Genomic DNA, 19596 nt, shown 5'->3' on the forward strand with positions numbered 1-19596 from the left:
CGTGCATCGCGCGGCCACGGTCCCCTCCCGGGCCAGTTGCCGCCAGACCTTCCGCACGCCGTAGACGCAGAAGTTGGCCTCGAACACGCGCTGGATCTCGATCATCAACGCCGCGTCGCTGCGAGCACGAACCGGTTGCTTGTCCGGATCGGCGCGCCGGGCGGCATGCGCGTAGTAGGCCGACGGGGGATCGGCAGCACCCTGCAGATCGGCTCGACCCCGTAGACTGTCCGATGCTCGTCGATGAAACTGATCATGGCCGCGACCGGCGGTCGAGCTCCGCCATCGCGAAATACGCCGACGCCTTGCGCAGGATCTCGTTGGCCTGGCGTAGCTCGCGGTTCTCTCGTTCGAGCGCCTTGGTCCGATCGCGCTCGTCCGTCGTCTGACCGGGTCGCACACCTTGATCACGCTCGGACTGGCGCACCCAGTTCCTCAGCGTCTCGCCCGAGCAGCCGATCTTCGCAGCAATCGACTGGATCGCCGACCATTGCGAGCCGTGCTCGCTCTCATGATCACGCACCATCCGCACGGCACGGTCACGCACCTCAGGGGAAAACGGGGCTGCTCGCTTCGTCATGGCTCCATCCTCTCAGAAGTTGGAGCCTCCGGGAAACCCGGGGCGGTTCACACCCCCCTTTGACTTTGCGCGCGCCTGCAGCCTGACTGTGCGCGCGCACAATCGTCGCGTCCAGCATCAGCCAGTCCAGGTCAGCCTCCTGGGCCAGGGCATCCAGCATCTCGTCTAAAACACCACGAGCAATCCAGTCGTAGTAGCGCCGCTTGACCGTGTCGGGTTTGCCAAGACGCTCCGGAAGATCCTTCCCGCGGCCACCCGATCGAGCCATCCAGAGCAGCGCGTCAAGAAAACGCCGATTGTCGGCCCGGCGTCCCCGCGTCCCTTTCCGGCCACCAGGCACCAACACCTTGAGACGCGCCCATTGCTCGTCCGTCAGAGCATCATGATCTGGGGGCATGGCCGGCACTCCTCCGGCCACAATCAGCGCCCCGAACCTTGTGCCAGGCTGACGATCATTAACTCCTCATTACAGCCTAGAGATTTTTTGATTGATGGGTAGATTTTATCCCACCCATACCCTCATCCTGAGGTGTTAGTTGATTAAAAATCGACTGACCTCGAAGGGGATCTCCAGAAATTTCCGAGGTCTCTGGAGAACTCCTTCGAGGCTTACTTCGTTCGCGATCTTTGATCGCTAGACGCCTCAGGATGAGGGTGTGGATGGGAGAGGAAAGTGTCTCTTGATGCTGGCTCGCAAGTCAAGCAGGCTCTCAGTCGAATCGACTCTCAGAGGTCGGCCGCCGCCTCGATCGCCTCCATGTCGTCGTCCGAGAGCCCGACATGGTGGCCGATCTCGTGCACCAGCACGTGGGCGACGAGATGGCCGAGGGTCTCGTCGTGCTCGGCCCAGTAATCGAGCAGGGGACGGCGGTAGAGCCAGACCATGTTGGGAAACTGTCCGGTGGCGAGGCTCAGGGCACCGCCGCCCTGCGCCAGGCCGGTACCGCGAAACAGGCCGAGGAGGTCGAACTCGCTCTCGCAGCCCATCTCCGCCAGCGTCTCCTCGTCGGGAAACTCCTCGACCCGGATCACCACGCCCTCGCACAGGGCGCGGAATTCGTCCGGCAGGCGCGCGAAGGCGGCCTCGGTCAGGGCCTCGATGGCGGCGAGGTCGGGGGCCCGCAACAGGCTCCAGTCGGTCTCGGACATGCGGGTCTCGTGTTCGGGGATTACCACAGCTGCAATTGCCGGCCGAGCAGCCAGGCCAGGACGACGAAAGCCACGGCTCCGAGGCCGCGGCCGATGCGCCGGCCCCAGATCTCGGCCGGGTCGCTCCCGGTCGAGTCCCGCCCGTCCGGCTCGCGCGGGCTCACGCCGCCAGCGCCGGGGCGACCCGGTCGGTCAGGAAGCCCGCGAGGTCGTTGGTGATGTGGTCGATATGGGGCGCACGCACCGCCTCCTGCTCGAAGCTCTCGCGGAACGGATCGATGGTGCGGGGCACCACCAGCACCGTCGCCATGCCGAGGTCGTGCGGGACGACGAGGTTCTTGGCGATGTCCTCGAACAGGGCCGACCGGGTCGGGTCGACCCCGTGGCGGTCGAGGAATTTTTCGTAAGCGCTGCGCTCGGGCTTCGGCACGAAATCGGCCGCCGCGATGTCGAACACGTCCTCGAAATGGTCGAGGATGCCGAGCTTCTTCGCGACGTTCTCGGCGTGCCGGCGCGAGCCGTTGGTGAGGATCAGCTTGCGGCCGGGCAGGCTCTCGATGGCGACGCCGAGATCCGGATTGAGCGCGATGCTCGAATGGTCGATGTCGTGGGCGAAGTCGAGGAACTCGTAGGGGTCGATCTTCCACTCGGCCATCAGCGCGCGCAGCGTCGTGCCGTAGCGGTGGTAGAAGTATTTCTGCAGGGCGCGGGCCGAGATCCCGTCGAGCCCGAACAGATTCATCACGTAGAGGGTGATGCGCTCGTCGACCTGCGGCCAGACGCGGGCGTCGTGGGGATAGAGCGTGTTGTCGAGGTCGAACACCCAGGTGTCGATCCCGGAGAAGCCGCGGGCCTGAGGCGCGGTGAGGTGGCTCTCGCCTGGCAGGAGCAAGGGACGGTCCGGCGACGGGGGCCCCACGGCCCCGGACGCCCAAGATAAGCGAGGCGGGGCGGAAGGGAAGATGAAAGACGGGGTTTCGCGAGCCGGGCGGCCCTAGCCGGCCGCCCGGGGAGATGACCGTTACGACCGGCGGATCAGCGTGCCGGCGCCGTAATCGGTGAACAGCTCGAGCAGCACCGCGTGCGGCACCTTGCCGTCGAGGATGACCACCGCCTCGACGCCCTGTTCGAGCGCGTAGATGCAGGTCTCGATCTTCGGGATCATGCCGGCCGTGATCGTTCCGTCGGCGATGAGCCGGCGGCAATCTTCGATCGACAGTTCCGGGATCAGCTTCTTGTTCTTGTCGAGCACGCCCGGCACGTCGGTGAGCAGCAAGAGGCGCTTGGCCCGCATCGCCCCGGCGATGGCACCCGCGAAGGTGTCGGCGTTGACGTTGTAGGTCTGGCCGTCGCCGCCCACCGCCACGGGGGCGAGGACCGGGATCAGCTCGGCCTTCAGCACCGCGTCGAGGACCGTGCGGTCGACGTGCTCGGGCTCGCCGACGAGGCCGAGATCGACGTGGCGCTCGATGTGCGAATCGGGATCGGTCACCGTGCGGGCGGCGCGGCGCGCCCGCACCATGTTGCCGTCCTTGCCGCACAGGCCGATCGCCTTGCCGCCCTCGGCCGAGATCCAGCCGACGATCTGCTTGTTGATCGAGCCGGCGAGCACCATCTCGACCACCTCGACGGTGGCCTCGTCGGTGACGCGCAGGCCTTCGCGGAACTCGGACTTGATGCCGAGCCGGTCGAGCATGCGGCCGATCTGCGGCCCGCCGCCATGGACCACCACCGGCTTGAGGCCGGACTGCTCCAGGAGCACGATGTCCTCGGCGAAGTCCTCGGCCGCCGCGCGGTCGCCCATGGCGTGGCCGCCATACTTGATGACGACGACTTCCTCGTCGTAGCGCTGCATGTGCGGCAGCGCCTGCACCAGGACCTCGGCCCGCACATGGACGTTGGGCAGCTGGACGTCGGGCGCCTTGTCCGCTCCGGAATCGCTCATCGTGGCGGGTTTCCTCTCGCAAGGTCGGGCCGCTTCGCGCGGCCGGGGCAAGGGTGGGTCGCGTCGCGCGGCCCGGGATGGCGCGGGGTTCTACGCATCATCGCGCGGCCTGTCACACCGAAATCTCACGGCACAAGCGGTCGCCCCGAGCGACGGCCGCGCGCCCGTCCGGCGCCGGGTTCTGGCGGCGGTACGCGACGGTGCGATGACGGCCGCGATCCTCGAACCGTTGCCGGCTTCATTTTACCTGGGTTTAACCATGGTCGGAACATTCTGTGGACGGACCACCGGATCTTCCACGATGCGCCTCGCCGACTCGCTCCTGCCTCGTCCCGCCCTCACCAGCCCGTCGCTCCTCGCCGCGACGGTCACGTCGCTCAGCCATCGCGCCGCCAGCCGCCAGGATCTCTGGCGCCTGCTCACCGACAGCTACACTGTCGACCTCGACGAGGTGGCCGCCGTGCTGCCGCGCCAGGAGCCCGAGCCGGACTGGCTGCCGACGAGGCGCTGAAGCGGTCGTTCAGCCCACCACCCGCAGCACATCCCCCGCCCGCACCTCACCGCCTGAGATCACCTCGGCGTAGATGCCGCAATCGGCGTGGCCCAGGTTCTTCTGCAGGGCCTCCGGGATCGCGAGGTCGCGCTGGCCGGTGGCCGGATCGACGTTGGTGGCAGCGCAACGCACGATGCGCTTCGTCACCTTCAGGCGCAGGCCCGCCTCCGTCGCCCATTCCGTCCCGACGAGGTCGAGCTCGGCGAAGGCCGGCAGCCCGGTGACGTGCAGGTTGCCGCGAAAGCGCAAAGGGTCCACCGCCGCCCCGACCATGTCCTCGACCGCCGCGACGCTCGCCAGGTTGATGAGCGAGACGAAGCCGCCGCGCGAATCGGTGAAGCGGTAGCCCTCCGGCGCGGCCAGCACCTTCGGGGGGCCGCGCAACTCCTTCGGGACAAAACGGCGGAAGAACGCCTCGATGGCGAGCCGCCCCTCCGGCGTGGCGAGGTCGCCGCGCGCCACCTCGCGCCCGCCCTCGCGGATCGTCAGCACGCCGGTGGCATCGTCATACGCGGTCGAGAGGCGCGCCAGCGCCTCGTTGCGCATCAGCATCAGGTACTTGATCTTGGGCTGATGCACCGGCGCGGCTGGGTCGAAGCCGCTCGGGCCGTTCTCGACCGCGAACAGCCGGTCGCCCGGGAAATAGGCGCCGGGCGTCAGCGCCGCCGAGGCCAGGGGCTCAGGGGAGAGGCCCTTCACCGGGTAGCGGTGAAGGGCGGTGACGGTGAGGGAGGCCTGCGTCATGGCCTCTTGCCTAACGGAATTCCGCCGCGCTGAAAATCGGTGACGGACGGCCAGTCGTGACTTCCCGCCAAGCCATCCCCCGGCCGCATGCCTCCGGCTCGCAAATCGCGGCGTCGCCCCCTTGTGTTACCGATATGTCACACCACATGGGGAGGGCCGGCGGCTTCCTGGAAGGGCCGGCGCCCGGCGCGCGATCGACGCGCGAGGGCGAGAACCCACCGGTCTCCCGATGCCTCGCCACGAGGGCGCAGTGACCGGCCAAGGAGGAGCGAATTCATGAATTTTGAGAAGTACACCGAGCGGGCGCGGGGCTTCGTGCAGGCGGCGCAGTCGCTGGCGCTGCGTGAGGGTCATCCGCAGCTGGCGCCTGCCCACGTGCTGAAGGTGCTGCTCGACGATCCCGAGGGCCTGTGCGCGGGTCTGATCGACCGCGCCGGCGGCCAGTCGCGCGTGGCGCTCGCCCAGACCGAGGCGTGGCTGTCGAAGCAGCCGAAGGTGTCCGGCGGCGCGTCGCAGCCGCAGGCGACCCGCGAGCTGATGCGCCTGTTCGACACCGCCGAGAAGGCCGCCGAGAAGGCGGGCGATTCCTACGTCACCGTGGAGCGCCTGCTGCTGGCGCTCGCCGTCGAGAAGGATTCCGACGCCGGCAAGATCCTCAGCCAGGCGGGCGTCACCGCGGCCTCTCTCAACGGCGCGATCAATGCCCTGCGCAAGGGCCGCACCGCCGACAACGCCACGGCCGAGAACGCCTACGACGCGCTGAAGAAATACGCCCGCGACCTCACCGAGGCGGCCCGCGATGGCAAGCTCGACCCGGTGATCGGCCGCGACGAGGAGATCCGCCGCACCATCCAGGTGCTGTCGCGGCGCACCAAGAACAACCCCGTCCTCATCGGCGAGCCCGGCGTCGGCAAGACCGCAATCGTCGAGGGCCTGGCCCTGCGCATCGTCAACGGCGACGTGCCGGAATCGCTTCGCGACAAGCAGCTCCTCGCCCTCGACATGGGCGCGCTGATCGCCGGCGCGAAGTATCGCGGCGAGTTCGAGGAGCGCCTGAAGGGCGTGCTCTCCGAGGTGACCGCGGCCGAGGGCCAGATCATCCTGTTCATCGACGAGATGCACACGCTGGTCGGCGCCGGCAAGGCGGACGGGGCGATGGACGCCTCGAACCTGCTGAAGCCCGCGCTCGCCCGCGGCGAGCTGCACTGCGTCGGCGCGACCACGCTCGACGAGTATCGCAAGCACGTCGAGAAGGACGCGGCGCTGGCCCGGCGCTTCCAGCCGGTCTTCGTCTCGGAGCCGACGGTCGAGGACACGGTCTCGATCCTGCGCGGCATCAAGGAGAAGTACGAGCAGCACCACGGCGTGCGGATCCAGGATTCGTCGCTGGTGGCGGCCGCGACCCTGTCGAACCGCTACATCACCGACCGCTTCCTGCCCGACAAGGCGATCGACCTCGTCGACGAGGCGGCCTCGCGCCTGCGCATGCAGGTCGATTCGAAGCCGGAGGAGCTCGACAACATCGATCGCGAGATCGTGCGGCTGAAGATCGAGGCCGAGGCGCTGAAGAAGGAGACAGATTCCGCCTCCCGCGACCGTCTGGTGCGGCTGGAGAAGGAGCTCGGCGACCTCGAGGAGCAGTCGGCGGCGATCACCGCCCGCTGGAAGTCCGAGAAGGACAAGCTCGGCCGCGCGGCGGAGCTGAAGAAGAAGCTCGACGAGGCGCGCAACGAGCTCGCCGCGGCGCAGCGCCAGGGCCAGTACCAGAAGGCGGGGGAGCTCGCCTACGGCATCATCCCGGGTCTGGAGCGCGAGCTCGCCGAGATCGAGGCGAGAGGCGCCGACGGGTCGCGCGGCAACGGCTCCGGCATGATGGAGGAGGCGGTGACGCCGAGCCACATCGCTGGCGTGGTCTCACGCTGGACCGGTGTGCCGGTCGACAAGATGCTCGAGGGCGAGCGCGAGAAGCTGCTCGGCATGGAGCAGGCGTTGGGCAAGCGCGTCGTCGGCCAGCACGAGGCGGTGGTGGCGGTCGCGACCGCGGTGCGGCGCGCCCGCGCCGGCTTGCAGGACCCGCACCGGCCGATCGGCTCGTTCATGTTCCTCGGCCCCACCGGCGTCGGCAAGACCGAGCTGACCAAGGCGCTCGCCGGCTTCCTGTTCGACGACGACACGGCCCTCGTGCGCATCGACATGTCCGAGTACATGGAGAAGCACGCGGTCGCCCGGCTGATCGGTGCGCCTCCGGGCTATGTCGGCTACGAGGAGGGCGGCGCGCTGACCGAGGCCGTGCGGCGCCGGCCCTACCAGGTCGTGCTGTTCGACGAGATCGAGAAGGCGCATCCGGACGTGTTCAACGTCCTGCTGCAAGTCCTCGACGATGGCAGGCTCACCGACGGGCAGGGGCGGACGGTCGATTTTCGCAATACGCTGATCGTCATGACGTCGAATCTCGGCTCCGAGTATCTGGTCAACCAGCCGGAGGGCCAGGACACCGACGTGGTGCGCGACGACGTGATGAACGTGGTGCGCGCGCACTTCCGGCCGGAATTCCTGAACCGGGTCGACGAGATCATCCTGTTCCACCGTCTCCAGCGGCAGGAGATGGGGGCGATCGTCGACATCCAGCTCGGGCGCCTCGCCAAGCTCCTGGAGGATCGCAAGATCACCCTCGAGATCGAGCCCGACGCCCGCGCCTGGCTCGCCGAGAAGGGCTACGACTCCGCCTACGGCGCGCGCCCGCTCAAGCGCGTGATCCAGAAGGCGGTGCAGGACCCGCTCGCCGAGCAGATCCTGGCCGGCCGCGTCCATGACGGCGAGACGGTGCCGGTGCGCCTCGGCCCCGCCGGTTTGTTCATCGGCGACCAGGCGGTCGCGCCGGACGAGCGCCGGCCGGCTAAGGCCTTGTTGAACTAAGGGGATCCTTCGGGGCCCGTCTCCTTCCGGAGGCGGGCCCTTTCTTCATGCCTGACCCGTTCGACGGCTCGATAGATCACATCCCACCTGCGACCTCATCCTGAGGTGCGAGGCGATCAAGATCGCTGAGCCTCGAAGGAGGCATCCAGGGATCGCGGAGACTTCTGGAGCCCTCCTTCGAGGCCCGCTTTGCGGGCACCTCAGGATGAGGTCGCGGGTGGGACGGGGTTCTCTCCATTGCCGTCGCACCGACCTTCAGCAGCCGAGCTGCCGCGCCAGATCCGCGAGGTCGGAGGCGGAAAAGTCCACCGGCACGAGCGGCGCCGGCTCGCCGGTGCCAGGGCCGCTCTCGTCCGGCCGGGCGATGTGGGCCGTGGCGAGCCCGCAGGCCGCCGCCGCCGCGAGGTCGGAGGAATGGGCCGCCACCATCATCACCTCGCCCGGCTGGAGCCGCAGGGCCTCGACGGCGCGGAGATAGACGGCGGGCTTCGGCTTGTAGTCCTGCGCGAACTCGGCCCCGAGCACCGCGTCCCAGGGCAGGCGGTTGCGGCGGGCCTGCGCGATGGCGAGCCGCACATGCGCGTTGGAGCACGGCGCCAGTAGGTATTGTTCGCGCAACCGTGTGAGCGCATCGGGCACCTCGGGCCAGGCGTCGAGCCGGTGCCAGGCCTGAACCAGCTCCCCGCGCGCCGCCTGCGGCACCGCCTCGGCGAGGCCGAGGCCGGCGAGCACGCTCTCCAGACTCTCGCCGTGCAGGGTGTCGAGGTCGGTATAGGCGCGGGCACCCTGGCGGATCGGCTCCATGCCGGGCTGGTAGCGGTCGCGCCAGGCCCGCGCGAAGGCGCCTCCGTCGAGGTCGGGCCGGTACGGTGCCAGGATCCGCGCCGCCTCCCGGGCGACGCCGCCGTGCCAGTCGAGCAGGGTGCCGAAGACGTCGAAGATCAGGGCCTGGATCGCCATGCGGGCCGCCTCCCGGTTTGGTTCGTGTCGCCCGGAGTTATCGGCCCGGCGAGGTCCGCTTCAAGGCCGCTCATCACCATCGGGTGAGCGGGGCTGGGGCGCCCGATGGATCTGACAGACATTCACCATCTGTTAACGATGCCGTCAGAGCATGCCCGCCATGTCGAGCTCCCGCAAATCACCCCCAATTCACAAGCACGAAACCGCTCCGCGGAACACCATTCTGCGGACCCAGGTAGACATCCTGCGGCAAACCTTGCGCAGCCGCCCGACGATGATCGAGGAATGGGAGCAGGAGATGCAGCGGGATGATTCGGCCGAGCGGGCCGTAGGCCGCCTGACACGGCTGAAAGCCAGTGGCAAGATGTGACCAAGACTGTCTGCAACTGCACGCAGATGGTGCAGATGCGGGATCGATTTCTCGCAGTGGTTCGCCCTCGTGGCGAATGATCGGGGAGTATGGCGCCTGCCCCGGTCAGGACTGTTCGGTGGCTGACATTGTATCGGCGCTATCTGTCCAATATCTGACTGATACTAGGCAAGACACCGGTTTGTGGTCGCATTTCGCCGTGTTGGGGATCCGGTCCCATCCGGGCCGAGCCGGCATCGGGCGTCGTACCGCTGCCAGGCACGGGATCGTAGGCAAAAATTCTTCGAAAGTGAGGCACGGGTCCTTCCTCGCCTCAAACAGCCCCGTGGGGGCGGACGCGTCGTCACGCCGCCGCAGCCTCCCGGGTCGCCCGCCCGACCGCGAGCGCCAGCACCAGCCCGACGCCCATCACCGGCACCACCAGCGCCTCCAGCCCGTAGCCGCGATAGGCCAGTCCCCCGGCCACGGCACCGCTGACCAGGGCGAGCCAGGTGCAGGCATCCGGCACCCACCCGAAGGCCGGGCCGATCCGCGTCGCCGCCTGGGCGAGGGTGTGGCTGAGGCTGAACAGCGTTCCCGTCACGAAGGTGACGCCGGGGCGAAAGCCCGCGCTCCGGCGGAGCGCCGCGTTCTGTGCCCCCATGGCGGCGGCCAGCAGCGGCGCGACCGGTCCCGGCACCGGGCTGACGGCGAGAGCGAGGGCGAGCACCAGGAGTGCGGCCTCGACGCTCAGGACCGCCGCCGGCCCCCAGCGCCCGGGCACGCGCAGCGAGACCAGGCTGCCGCAGAACCCGCCGGTCAGGAAGCACGCGAAGAGCAGGCCGATCTCCCAGGCGACCGGGTGACCGGCCTGCGCCAGCGAGACCGCGAACTGGGTCGAGTTGCCGCTCATGAAGGAGGTGTAGAGCCCGTCGAGCCGCAAGAAGCCGACGGCGTCGACGTAGCCCGCCGCGGCGGTGAGCAGGAGGCCGCCGGCAATGTCGAGGGGAGGGGTGTCGCGCATGAGGGAAGCTGAGGTCTTCTACGATTCGGGCGCGGCACTCTCCTCCGTGAGCGTGCGCCGCACCAGCATCAGGTCGGGGTCGGAGGGGTCCGTCCTTACCGTAAAGCCGAGCTTGCGGCACATCGCCAGCATGGTGGTATTTTCACGAAGGACCTGGCCCTCGACGACCCGCAACCCGTCCGCCCGCGCCCAGTCGAGCATCAGCCCCATCAGGGCCCAGCCGAGGCCGAGGCCCTTGAGGTCGGAGCGGACCAGGATCGCGTATTCCCCGGTCTCGTGGTTGGCGTCGGCGTGGAGGCGCACCGCTCCCATCATCGTGCCGGTTGCCTCCTCGATCGCCACGAAGGCGATGGCGCGGGCGTAGTCGAGCTGGGTCAGGCGGGCGAGGAAGGCGTGGCTGAAGTCGCGCACCGGCGCGAAGAAGCGCAGGCGCAGGTCCTCGGCGCTGACCTGCCGGAAGAACGCCTCGAACAGCCCCTCGTCCTCCGCCCGCACCGGCCGCACCAGGATCGCCTGGCCGTCCAGCACGAGGCGGCGCTCCCAGGCGCGCGGATAGGGCCGCACGGCGAAGCGGGCGTGGCTCGGACCGGTGCCGGCGTCGCGCCGGCGCTCCGGCGGCAGCGGCGCCACGGCGGCGCGGGCATCGAGCGCGATGACGCCGTCGCGGTCGGCGAGCAGCGGGTTGATGTCGAGCTCGCGCAGCTCCGGCAGGTCGGCGGCGAGCTGGCCGAGCTTGACCAGCACCAGGGCCACCGCCGCCTCGTCCGCCGCCGCCACGTCGCGATAGGCCTTGAGCCGGCGCGCCACCCGGGTGCGGCCGATCAGGTCGGCGGCGAGCCGCCGGTCGAGGGGCGGCAGCGCCAGCGCCCGGTCGTCGATCACCTCGACGGCGGTGCCGCCGCGGCCGAACACCACCACGGGACCGAAGACCGGATCGTCGACGAGGCCGGCGATCAGCTCCCTGGCTTGCGTCCGCCGCAGCATCGCCTGGACGACGAAGCCGGTGACCCGGGCCTCCGGCCGCTCCTGCGCGACGCGCGCCAGCATCTCGCGGGCGGCGTCCCGCACCGCCGCCTCGCTGGTGAGGCCGAGCCGCACGCCGCCGACGTCGGACTTGTGCACCACGTCCGGCGAGACGAGCTTGAGCGCCACGGTGCCGCCCGCGGCGATGACCGGCCAGGCGGCCTCGGCCGCCGCATCGGCGTCGGCGGCGAGCGTCACCGGCTGGGTCGGGATGCCGTAGGCGGCGAGCAGGTCGGCCATCTCGCGCGGGTCGAGCCAGGTGCGCCCTTCCGCGAGCACGGACACGACGATCGCCCGCGCCGCGCCCGCATCCGGCACCAGGTCGTCGGGCAGCACCGCCGGGGTGGTGGTCAGGTCGTCCTGCGCCTCGCGGTAGCGGACGAGGTGGGTGAACCCCTCGACCGCGTCGGCATCGGTGGCGAAGCGCGGGATGCCGGCCTGGCTCAGGATCTCGCCCGCCGCCTCGTCGCCGACGGTGACGGCAAAGACCGGCCGGGCGCGAAAACTCCCCTTGCGGCCGGTCCTCACCGCCTCGACGATCGCGGTCGCCACCGCGCAGCCGCCGGACAGGGCGGTCGGCACGTTGATCACCAGCACGGCGTCGTTGTCGCGGTCGGCGATCAGCGCCTCCAGGGCGGCGGCGTAGCGCGGCCCGTCGGCATCGGCCCCGATATCGACCGGGTTGCGCCAAGTATCCGGGTTCGACGCGGCCGGATTCGTGCCCGGCACCGCCGCGGCGAGGCGCGCCCGCGTCTCGTCCGAGAGGCCCGCCAGGGTGCCGCCGAGATCCAGCAACCGGTCGACCGCGATGGCACCGACGCCGCGGCCATTGGCCAGGATCGCGAGGCGCCGGCCGGGGAAGGGGCGCTGGCGCCCCAGCGTCTCGACCGCCGAGAACATCTCGTCGAGATCCTGCACCCGCAGCAGTCCCGCGCGGCGGAAGGCGGCGTCATAGACCGCATCGGTGCGGGCGAGGATTCCCGTATGCGTCGCGGTGCGGCCCTCGATCGCCCGGGCGGTGTCGTGCCGGCCGGAGCGCAGGACCACAACGGGCTTCGCCCGCGCAGCGGCCCGCGCCGCCGACATGAATTTCGGCGCGTCGGTCACGCTGTCGATCGAGAGCACGATCGCCCGGGTGCGGATGCAGCCGGCGAAGTGGTCGAGGCAATCGGCGATGTCGACGTCGAGCGCGTTGCCGAGGGAAACGATGCCCGAGAAGCCCGTGCCGCGCGCTTGGGCCCAGGCGACGATGCCCGCCGCCACCGTGCGCGATTGCGAGATCAGCGCGAGGTCGCCCGGGAGCGGCGCCCGGGCGAGCAGGCTGGCATTGAGGGCCGCGTGCGGCACCGCCAGCCCCATGCTGTCGGGCCCGACGAGGCGCAGGGAATGCCGCCGGGCCGCCGCCCGCGCGGCCTCCGCAAGCGAATCCGGACCACTGCCGAGGCCGGTGGTGATGATGACGGCCGCGCCGCAGCCCTTTCGGCCCGCCGCCTCCACCACCTCCGGCACGGTCTCAGGGGGAGTGACGATCACCGCGAGGTCGGCGGGCTCGGGCAGATCGGCGAGGTCGGCGAAGGCCTGCACCCCGTCGACGCTGTCGTGGCGCGGGTTCACCGGCCAGATCGGGCCTTCGAAGCCCGCCTCGCGCAGGTTGCGCAGGATCGCGGCGCCGAACGTGTTGGGCCGGGCGCTCGCGCCCACCAGAGCCACGGAGCGGGGGCTGAGGAGCCTGTCGAAGCGGTAGGTGCTCATGCGGGTCTCATGAGGGCGTCCGGGCGTCGGCAATCGTCGCGGCGTCGTCTTTCGCCATGCCGGCAGTTAGGGCGGGGTGGCCGGAAGGTCACGCCGGGTCGTCCGCGGCCGGGTCCGACGGTGGTTCTGCGGCCACCTTGAGGGATAACGAGATGACCGGTAATGCAGGTTGTCTATTGTGCATTGCAACATAATTCTATTGCGGTGCATCATGATGAATGATTAGCTAAGGGCTCCCGGCGAATCCCGGCTTTCCGGACGCGCTCCTCGCGCCGGACAGAACCTCCAGGACCACCGATGCATCTCCTCTCCCTCTCCGCCCTCGGCCTTGTTCTCGCCACCGCGGCCGGCGCCGCGGAACTGAACCCGCGTCAGGCTCACAGCCTCGATCTCGGCCCGGTGCGCGGCTCGGCCTACTACACCGTCGAGAAGGACGGCCTGCGCGTTGTCGCCACCCTGGCGCCGACGGAGTCCAATGCGGCCACCCCGCTGCGGGTGATCACCACGCTCGCTTCCGAGCAGGTCGTGAGCTTCTCGGTGCCCGGCACGCAGGACGGCACCGCCGCCTCGGTCGCCTTCGCCCGCCGCGGCGACCGGATCGAGGTTGCCTCGACCGGCTTCTGAGCCTTCCTGCCTCCCCGCGGATCACGGATCCGCGGGGGCGCTGCTCATCCTTGCCTGTGCGGCGCCCGCGCCGCTTGCCTTGCCTCTGCGGCGCGCGCGCCGCTTGTCTTGTCGGCCGATCTTTGCCACCTGTCCGCCGGTTTCGACCGACCTCGCGCACGGGCCCCAAGGATCACGCCATGCCGACCCTCTCTCCCTTCTGGCGCAACGGCGCGCTCGCCCTCGGGCTCCTCTTGCCGGGGGTCTTGCCCGGAGCTGCGCTCGCGCAAGCGCCGGCCCCCGCCGCCCCGACTGCTGCGCCTGCCGCCCCGGCCCCGTCGCCCGACACGGTCGTGGCCAAGGTCAACGGCGCGACCATCACCGCCGGCGACCTCGCGGTGGCGGCCGACGATCCGGCCCTGTCCCTCCCCGGCGTCGACGACGCGCAGAAGAAGGGTCTCCTCGTCGACTACATGGTCGACCTGAAGATCGGCGCACAGGCCGCCGAGAAGGCGAAGATCGCCGAGAACCCCGACTTCGTCCGCAAGCTCTCCTACTTCCGCGACAAGCTCCTCCTCGACGAGTACTTGGAGCGCGAAGCCAAGAAGGCGGTGACGCCGCAGGCCGAGCGGGCGCTTTACGACGAGACCGTCAAGGCGATGAAGCCCGAGGAGGAGGTTCACGCCCGCCACATCCTCGTCGACAACGAGGCCGAGGCCAAGAAGATCGCCGCGCGCCTGAAGGGCGGCGAGGACTTCGCCAAGGTCGCGGCCGAGACCTCGAAGGATCCCGGCTCCAAGGCCGAGGGCGGCGATCTCGGCTGGTTCACCAAGGAGCGGATGGTCGCGCCCTTCGCCGACGCGGCGTTCAAGATGGAGGCCGGCAAGATCTCCGACCCGGTCAAGACCCAGTTCGGCTGGCACGTCATCAAGGTCGAGGAGAAGCGCACCAAGCCGGTGCCGAGCTTCGACGAGATGAAGGAGCAGGTCGAGGCTTATCTCACCCGCAAGACGCAGCAGGACATCATCACCAAGCTGCGCGAGAGTGCCAAGATCGAGAAGACCGCAGCGGCGCCGGCCGCGCCTGCCACGGCGCCGAAGGCCGACGAGAAGAAGAACTGAGGATTGATCCTCGGATGAAAAAAGCCCCCGGAGCGTCGCTCCGGGGGCTTTTTTACGAGACCTCTCTCATGACGTTCGCGCTACGGGTTTCTCATCCTCAGTGTCATTCCGGGGCCGCGCAGCGGAGCCCGGAATGACGCAGTGGGTTTCAGTATCGTCGAGCAGGCTGCGCCCGCCCCAAACCCTTTACCGCAGCACCTGCGACAAGTTCGGCCCGCGCAACGCCGCCAGCGCCGCCATCCGCACCGGCGCATTCGGCGCGCCGTAGAGGTCGTACCCGCCCTTGCGCTGCACGAGCTCGAAGTAGAACCGCTCCTCGAACGGCGTCGTGTAGAGCTGCAGGAACTCGCCGTCGCCGACCCGGTCGTAGAGGATGCTCAACGACTGCATCCGGGCGATCAGCGGGTCGTCGAGGCCGAACCGGGCCGCCACGTCGTCGTAGTAGTTGGCCGGGATTGGCAGCAGCGTCACCCCCGCCTTCTTCAGGCTCTCCGCCGCCGCGAAGATGTCGTCGGTGGCGAGCGCGATGTGGTGCACGCCGGCGCCCGCGAAGCTCGTCACCAAGCGGGCGGTGGCGGTGTTGCGGCTCTCCGAGATGTTGAGCGGCAGGCGCATGGTGCGCTCGGCATTCGACATCGCCTTGCTGCGCACGAGGCCATAGGGGTCGGGCAGCACCACCACGTCCTCCGGCTCGAGGCCGAGCACCGCGCGGTAGAACAGCACCCAGGAATCGAGCTGGCCCTCGGGCAGGGCCTGCGCCACGTGGTCGATCCGGGTCAGCAGGCCGGCGGGCGCCGCGTCCCCGTCCATCACGAAGTCGTGCTCGAAATCGCCGCCGGTCTGGGGATCGGTGAGGATGATCAGGCTGCCATCCGGCGCGCGGATCGACGGGAAGGTATTTTCGTCCGGCCCGATCCGGCCGCCGAAGCGGGCGGCGCCGTAGGATTCGGCCCGGCCCAAGGCCGCGAGCGCGTCGTCGGTGGCGATGGCCTGGGCGCAGACCGAGGGGCCGTGCATCAGGAAGTAGGAGGCGGCGAAGGAATCCGGCTCGCGGTTGAGCACGATGCGGATCTCGCCCTGGCCGTAGAGGGTCACCGCCTTGCTGCGGTGCACGCCCAAGCGCGTGAAGCCGAGCTGGCCCAGCAGCCGCGCCAGCGCCCCCTCGCAGCGCTCGTCCACCGCCACCTCGATGAAGCGGTGGCCGGCGATGGCCGGCGGCAGCGGCGGGTCGAACAGCTCGACCCGGCGGCGGGGGCGCTTGGCCGGGGAGGGGGCCTGCGCGGCCGCCTCCTCGGTGCGGCGCACCCGCTCCTCGAGGAACAGCAGCGAGCGGTGACCGTCGGCCGCGGTCTGGCGCGGCGGCGCGGCACGCATCTCGTCGTTGAAGATCTCGAGCGAGATCGTGCCCGTGTAGCCGCAGGCCAGCACCGCCTGGAGGAAGCCCGGCACGTCGAGGTCGCCCTGGCCCGGCAGGCAGCGGAAGTGGCGGCTCAAGGTCAGCGGGTTCATGCCGATGCGCGGCGCATCCGCCAGCTGGACGAAGAACACCCGCTGGCCCGGCAGATTCGCGATGCCCGACCAGTCGTCGGGGAGCGCCAGGGTGTGGAAGCTGTCGAGGATCAGGCCGAGATGCGGGTGGTTCGCCCGCTCGACGATGCCCCAGGCCCGGTCGAAGGTGCGCACCTTGGTGCCCCAGGACAGGGCCTCGTAGCCGATCTTCAGTCCGCGCTTCGCCGCCCGCTCGGCGAGCTGATAGAGCTGGTCGGCCATGCGGGCGTCGTCGTCCGAGACCTCGGTGCCGACGTTGGAGCAGACCAGGATCAGGGGCGCGCCCAGTTCCTCCATCAGGTCGAACTTGCGCTCGGCCCGGTCGAGGTTGCGCTTGAGCTGCGCGTCCGACACGCCCTCGAAATCGCGGAACGGCTGGAACAGGTCGATCGAGAGGCCGAGATCCGAGGCGTAGCGGCGCACGTCGCGGGCGGCGCCGGTGTGGAACAGGAGGTCGTTCTCGAAGATCTCGACGCCGTCGAAGCGCGCCGCCGCGATCGCCTCCAGCTTCTCGACCAGCGTGCCGCTTACCGACACCGTGGCGATCGATTTCCTCATCGCGCTCTCCCTCTCCCGTATCCGCCGGCTCTCCATCGCAAACGGGGCCGGCTCCGTCGAGCCCGAAGCGGCGGCCCAGCAGGCCGCAATCTTTCGCGCTTGACATGAACGTACCGGTTAGTACATTTGAATTCAAGCGCGTCGCAATCGCGCCATCCGAGGAACGCACCGCGAGAGGAGCCCGTGATGGGCGCTGCCCCCACTTCCGTCCTTCCGACATCGATCCTGGCCGGCCTGATCGGCAACGGCATCCAGGCCTCCCGCACCCCGGCGATGCACGAGCGCGAGGGCGACGCGCAGGGCCTGCGGCTGCTCTACCAGAAGATCGATCTCGAGCGCCTCGGCCTCGGCGCCGAGGCCCTGCCGGAGCTGCTCCAGGCGGCCGAGCGGATGGGCTTCTCCGGCCTCAACATCACCCATCCCTGCAAGCAGGCGGTGCTCGCCCATCTCGACGAGCTGTCGCCCGACGCCGCGGCGCTCGGCGCCGTCAATACGGTGGTGCTGCGCGACGGCAAGCGCGTGGGCCACAACACCGACTGGTGGGGCTTCGCCGAGGCGTTCCGGCGTGGCCTGCCGGACGTGACGCTCGACCGCGTCGTGCAGCTCGGCGCGGGCGGTGCCGGCGCGGCGGTGGCGCACGCGCTCCTCACCCTCGGGGTCAAGGACCTCGTCCTCAACGACATCGACCCGGCCCGGGCCGCGTCGGTGGCGGCCTCCCTGTGTGAGCGCTTCGGCGCCGGCCGGGCGCGGGCCTGCACCGACCTTCAGGCGGAGGTCGCGGCCGCCGACGGCCTCGTCCACTGCACGCCGACCGGCATGGACAAGTATCCGGGCCTGCCGCTCCCGGCGGAATACCTGCACCCAAAACTCTTCGTCGCCGAGATCGTCTACTTCCCGCTCGAGACCGCGCTCCTGCGCGAGGCGCGGCGGATCGGCTGCCGCACTCTCGACGGCGGCGGCATGGCGGTGTTCCAGGCGGTCGAGGCGTTCCGGCTCATCACCGGCCGGACCCCGGATCCGGAGCGGATGCTCCGCCACTTCGCCGAGCTCGGCCGGCCGGCCTGAGGCTTTTTTCCCGGCTGGCGGCGCGCACCGCGGCCCAACCCTTCCAGAATGCGGCCCGACCCAACGGGCCCGTCCTCTCCCCCATCCCAGGAAACGCCCGATGACCTCCACCGTCCTTCCGGCGGCCGCGATCGCCGCCGACGAGTCCGAGGCCGTGAAGACTCCGAAGAAGGCCGCGCTCGCGAGCTGGATCGGCAGCGCGGTCGAATACTACGACTTCTTCATCTACGGCACCGCCGCGGCGCTGATCTTTCCAAAACTGTTCTTCTCGGCTGCGAACCCGCAGGCGGCGGCGATCGCCTCGTTCGCGACCTTCGGCGTCGCCTACATCACGCGGCCGCTCGGCGCCGTGGCGCTCGGCCATATCGGCGACCGCTTCGGCCGCAAGAAGGTGCTCACCTTCACGCTGCTCCTGATGGGCATCTCGACCTTCATGATCGGCTGCCTGCCGACCTACGACCAGCTCGGCATCCTGTCGCCGATCCTGCTCGTCATCGCCCGCCTGCTCCAGGGCATCTCGGCCGCGGGCGAGCAGGCCGGCGCCAACTCGATGACCCTCGAACACGCGCCTTCGAACAAGCGCGCCTTCTTCACCAGCTTCACCCTGAGCGGCACGCAGGCCGGGCTGATCCTCGCCACGCTGGTGTTCCTGCCGATCACCCAGATGCCCGAGGCGCAGATGCTGTCCTGGGGCTGGCGCATCCCGTTCTTCCTCAGCGCCCTCGTGGTCGCGGTCGGCTTCTGGGTCCGTCGCACCCTGCCGGAGACCCCGGTCTTCGAGAAGGAGCAGGAGGAGCACACCCACGCGAAGGCGGAGCTTCCGGTCGCGATGCTGTTCCGCACCCAGTGGGACGACGTGGTGCGGGTGATCTTCGCGGCGCTCGTTTCGGTGGTGAGCACGATCTTCAGCGTCTTCACCCTGTCCTACGCCGTCAACACGATGCAGATCGACCGCTCGACGATGCTGACCGTGCTGATCCTGGCCAACGTCGTGGCGCTCGGCGCGATCCCGGCCTTCGCGTCCCTGTCCGACCGGATCGGCCGCCGCCCGGTCTTCATCTTCGGCGCGCTCGGCTCCGCGGCGCTGATCTGGCCCTACATGTGGGCGATCAGCCAGGGCAACTTAGCCCTCATCTTCTGCTTCGGCATCCTGCTCTCGGGCGTGGTCTACAGCGCCGCCAACGGGGTGTGGCCGTCGCTCTACGGTGAGATGTTCGACACCAAGGTCCGCCTGTCGGGCATGGCGATCGGCACCCAGATCGGCTTCGCGCTGGGCGGCTTCGCCCCGGTGATCAGCGCCTCGCTGCTCGGCACCGGCCCGACCGGCTGGGTCCCGGTGGCGCTCTTCGTCACCGCCACGGCAGGCATCGCCGCGGTCTCGATCTTCACGGCGCGGGAGACCTACCGGACGCCGATGGAGCAACTCGGCAAGCGCTGAGAACTAGTATTGCCGGCGTCAGGGCGCCGGCACCTAAAACTCTCAGGCCGCCCCGGCGCCGCATCACGGTGCCGGGGCGGCCTTGTCTTTTCGAGATGCGGCGTGGCGGTGCGCGACTGGCATGCCCGATCAGATCGGAGCTGCCCGACAGACGAGGTGGCTCGGGTTTCCCCCTCCCCCCTCTGCGGGGCAGGGCGATTGCATACGAGTAGATCTCGGATTGCGATGATGTGCTCGAACGGGTTTGATCGGACCGTCCCCCCAGGAG

The 19596-nt window shown here is 69.6% G+C and carries 16 protein-coding genes, 2 pseudogenes and 1 other annotated feature; of the genes and pseudogenes, 7 read left to right on the plus strand and 11 right to left on the minus strand.

The window, feature by feature from the left end:
• The 6 genes and pseudogenes from ABZT49_RS14025 to argB form a co-directional block, all read right to left on the minus strand.
• A pseudogene (locus ABZT49_RS14025) lies at nucleotides 1–580 on the minus strand (transposase); the annotation flags it as partial.
• Nucleotides 184–299: a sequence feature (AL1L pseudoknot), on the minus strand. It overlaps the preceding pseudogene by 116 nt.
• Nucleotides 581–608: 28 nt before the next feature.
• Nucleotides 609–977: pseudogene (locus tag ABZT49_RS14030) on the minus strand (IS5 family transposase); the annotation flags it as partial.
• A 329-nt stretch (nucleotides 978–1306) separates the two neighbouring features.
• The gene (locus ABZT49_RS14035; RefSeq protein ID WP_355286654.1) at nucleotides 1307–1729 is read right to left on the minus strand and encodes a metallopeptidase family protein; all 423 of its coding nucleotides are present in this window, start codon (nucleotides 1727–1729) and stop codon (nucleotides 1307–1309) included.
• Nucleotides 1730–1749: 20 nt separating this feature from the next.
• Nucleotides 1750–1893 (minus strand): hypothetical protein, encoded by a 144-nt coding sequence (locus ABZT49_RS14040; RefSeq protein WP_355286655.1) that lies wholly within the window; start codon nucleotides 1891–1893, stop codon nucleotides 1750–1752.
• Nucleotides 1890–2621 (minus strand): pyrimidine 5'-nucleotidase, encoded by a 732-nt coding sequence (locus ABZT49_RS14045; protein ID WP_355286656.1) that lies wholly within the window; start codon nucleotides 2619–2621, stop codon nucleotides 1890–1892. Before ABZT49_RS14045 ends, ABZT49_RS14040 begins: the two co-directional genes overlap by 4 nt.
• Before the next feature lie 129 nt (nucleotides 2622–2750).
• Nucleotides 2751–3674 (minus strand): acetylglutamate kinase, encoded by a 924-nt coding sequence (argB, locus tag ABZT49_RS14050; RefSeq protein ID WP_099952892.1) that lies wholly within the window; start codon nucleotides 3672–3674, stop codon nucleotides 2751–2753.
• 301 nt (nucleotides 3675–3975) lie between these two features.
• Here argB and ABZT49_RS14055 point away from each other — a divergent pair, with 301 nt between their 5' ends.
• Nucleotides 3976–4185 carry a hypothetical protein gene (locus tag ABZT49_RS14055; protein WP_355286657.1) on the plus strand — a complete coding sequence of 70 codons (210 nt, stop codon included), beginning with the start codon at nucleotides 3976–3978 and terminating at the stop codon, nucleotides 4183–4185.
• Between the two features lie 9 nt (nucleotides 4186–4194).
• On the opposite strand, the gene ABZT49_RS14060 is transcribed toward ABZT49_RS14055, so the two are convergent.
• The gene (locus ABZT49_RS14060; protein WP_355286658.1) at nucleotides 4195–4971 is read right to left on the minus strand and encodes an MOSC domain-containing protein; all 777 of its coding nucleotides are present in this window, start codon (nucleotides 4969–4971) and stop codon (nucleotides 4195–4197) included.
• Between the two features lie 276 nt (nucleotides 4972–5247).
• On the opposite strand from ABZT49_RS14060, the gene clpB reads away from it, so the two are divergent.
• Nucleotides 5248–7887, plus strand: a complete 2640-nt coding sequence (gene clpB / locus ABZT49_RS14065) for an ATP-dependent chaperone ClpB (RefSeq protein WP_355286659.1) — start codon at nucleotides 5248–5250, stop codon at nucleotides 7885–7887.
• A 255-nt stretch (nucleotides 7888–8142) separates the two neighbouring features.
• Here the strand turns inward: clpB and ABZT49_RS14070 are convergent, their stop codons facing one another.
• On the minus strand, nucleotides 8143–8847 hold the full coding sequence (locus tag ABZT49_RS14070) for a haloacid dehalogenase type II (protein ID WP_355286660.1): 705 nt from the start codon (nucleotides 8845–8847) through the stop codon (nucleotides 8143–8145).
• Nucleotides 8848–8998: 151 nt separating this feature from the next.
• On the opposite strand from ABZT49_RS14070, the gene ABZT49_RS14075 reads away from it, so the two are divergent.
• Nucleotides 8999–9217 carry a hypothetical protein gene (locus ABZT49_RS14075; RefSeq protein ID WP_355286661.1) on the plus strand — a complete coding sequence of 73 codons (219 nt, stop codon included), beginning with the start codon at nucleotides 8999–9001 and terminating at the stop codon, nucleotides 9215–9217.
• A gap of 343 nt (nucleotides 9218–9560) precedes the next feature.
• On the opposite strand, the gene ABZT49_RS14080 is transcribed toward ABZT49_RS14075, so the two are convergent.
• Nucleotides 9561–10220, minus strand: coding sequence for a YoaK family protein (locus ABZT49_RS14080; RefSeq protein ID WP_355286662.1), 660 nt, complete (start codon nucleotides 10218–10220; stop codon nucleotides 9561–9563).
• Between the two features lie 18 nt (nucleotides 10221–10238).
• Nucleotides 10239–12995: a bifunctional acetate--CoA ligase family protein/GNAT family N-acetyltransferase gene (locus ABZT49_RS14085; RefSeq protein WP_355286663.1), complete on the minus strand. Its 2757-nt coding sequence runs from the start codon at nucleotides 12993–12995 to the stop codon at nucleotides 10239–10241.
• Between the two features lie 297 nt (nucleotides 12996–13292).
• Between ABZT49_RS14085 and ABZT49_RS14090 the strand changes: the two genes are divergently transcribed.
• Entirely contained in the window at nucleotides 13293–13619 is a 327-nt protein-coding gene (locus ABZT49_RS14090; protein ID WP_355286664.1) for a hypothetical protein, read from the plus strand.
• A 179-nt stretch (nucleotides 13620–13798) separates the two neighbouring features.
• Nucleotides 13799–14719 (plus strand): peptidylprolyl isomerase, encoded by a 921-nt coding sequence (locus ABZT49_RS14095; protein WP_355286665.1) that lies wholly within the window; start codon nucleotides 13799–13801, stop codon nucleotides 14717–14719.
• A 186-nt stretch (nucleotides 14720–14905) separates the two neighbouring features.
• Here the strand turns inward: ABZT49_RS14095 and ABZT49_RS14100 are convergent, their stop codons facing one another.
• Nucleotides 14906–16825, minus strand: coding sequence for a TIM barrel protein (locus ABZT49_RS14100; RefSeq protein ID WP_355286666.1), 1920 nt, complete (start codon nucleotides 16823–16825; stop codon nucleotides 14906–14908).
• Between the two features lie 186 nt (nucleotides 16826–17011).
• Between ABZT49_RS14100 and ABZT49_RS14105 the strand changes: the two genes are divergently transcribed.
• Nucleotides 17012–17890 (plus strand): shikimate dehydrogenase, encoded by an 879-nt coding sequence (locus ABZT49_RS14105; RefSeq protein WP_355286667.1) that lies wholly within the window; start codon nucleotides 17012–17014, stop codon nucleotides 17888–17890.
• A gap of 100 nt (nucleotides 17891–17990) precedes the next feature.
• Nucleotides 17991–19328, plus strand: a complete 1338-nt coding sequence (locus ABZT49_RS14110; protein WP_355286668.1) for an MFS transporter — start codon at nucleotides 17991–17993, stop codon at nucleotides 19326–19328.
• The last annotated feature ends 268 nt before the right edge of the window (nucleotides 19329–19596 follow it).

The sequence above is a fragment of the Methylobacterium sp. EM32 genome (assembly GCF_040593685.1).
Classification (GTDB): Bacteria; Pseudomonadota; Alphaproteobacteria; order Rhizobiales; family Beijerinckiaceae; genus Methylobacterium.

Coding starts and splice junctions, on each gene's coding strand:
- ABZT49_RS14090 (WP_355286664.1), top strand. CDS start 13,293: ATGCATCTCCTCTCCCTCTCCGCCCTCGGCCTTGTTCTCGCCACCGCG.
- ABZT49_RS14110 (WP_355286668.1), top strand. CDS start 17,991: ATGACCTCCACCGTCCTTCCGGCGGCCGCGATCGCCGCCGACGAGTCC.
- ABZT49_RS14080 (WP_355286662.1), bottom strand. CDS start 10,220: ATGCGCGACACCCCTCCCCTCGACATTGCCGGCGGCCTCCTGCTCACC.
- ABZT49_RS14070 (WP_355286660.1), bottom strand. CDS start 8,847: ATGGCGATCCAGGCCCTGATCTTCGACGTCTTCGGCACCCTGCTCGAC.
- ABZT49_RS14100 (WP_355286666.1), bottom strand. CDS start 16,825: ATGAGGAAATCGATCGCCACGGTGTCGGTAAGCGGCACGCTGGTCGAG.
- ABZT49_RS14075 (WP_355286661.1), top strand. CDS start 8,999: ATGCCCGCCATGTCGAGCTCCCGCAAATCACCCCCAATTCACAAGCAC.
- ABZT49_RS14105 (WP_355286667.1), top strand. CDS start 17,012: ATGGGCGCTGCCCCCACTTCCGTCCTTCCGACATCGATCCTGGCCGGC.
- ABZT49_RS14085 (WP_355286663.1), bottom strand. CDS start 12,995: ATGAGCACCTACCGCTTCGACAGGCTCCTCAGCCCCCGCTCCGTGGCT.
- argB (WP_099952892.1), bottom strand. CDS start 3,674: ATGAGCGATTCCGGAGCGGACAAGGCGCCCGACGTCCAGCTGCCCAAC.
- ABZT49_RS14055 (WP_355286657.1), top strand. CDS start 3,976: ATGCGCCTCGCCGACTCGCTCCTGCCTCGTCCCGCCCTCACCAGCCCG.
- clpB (WP_355286659.1), top strand. CDS start 5,248: ATGAATTTTGAGAAGTACACCGAGCGGGCGCGGGGCTTCGTGCAGGCG.
- ABZT49_RS14035 (WP_355286654.1), bottom strand. CDS start 1,729: ATGTCCGAGACCGACTGGAGCCTGTTGCGGGCCCCCGACCTCGCCGCC.
- ABZT49_RS14060 (WP_355286658.1), bottom strand. CDS start 4,971: ATGACGCAGGCCTCCCTCACCGTCACCGCCCTTCACCGCTACCCGGTG.
- ABZT49_RS14095 (WP_355286665.1), top strand. CDS start 13,799: ATGCCGACCCTCTCTCCCTTCTGGCGCAACGGCGCGCTCGCCCTCGGG.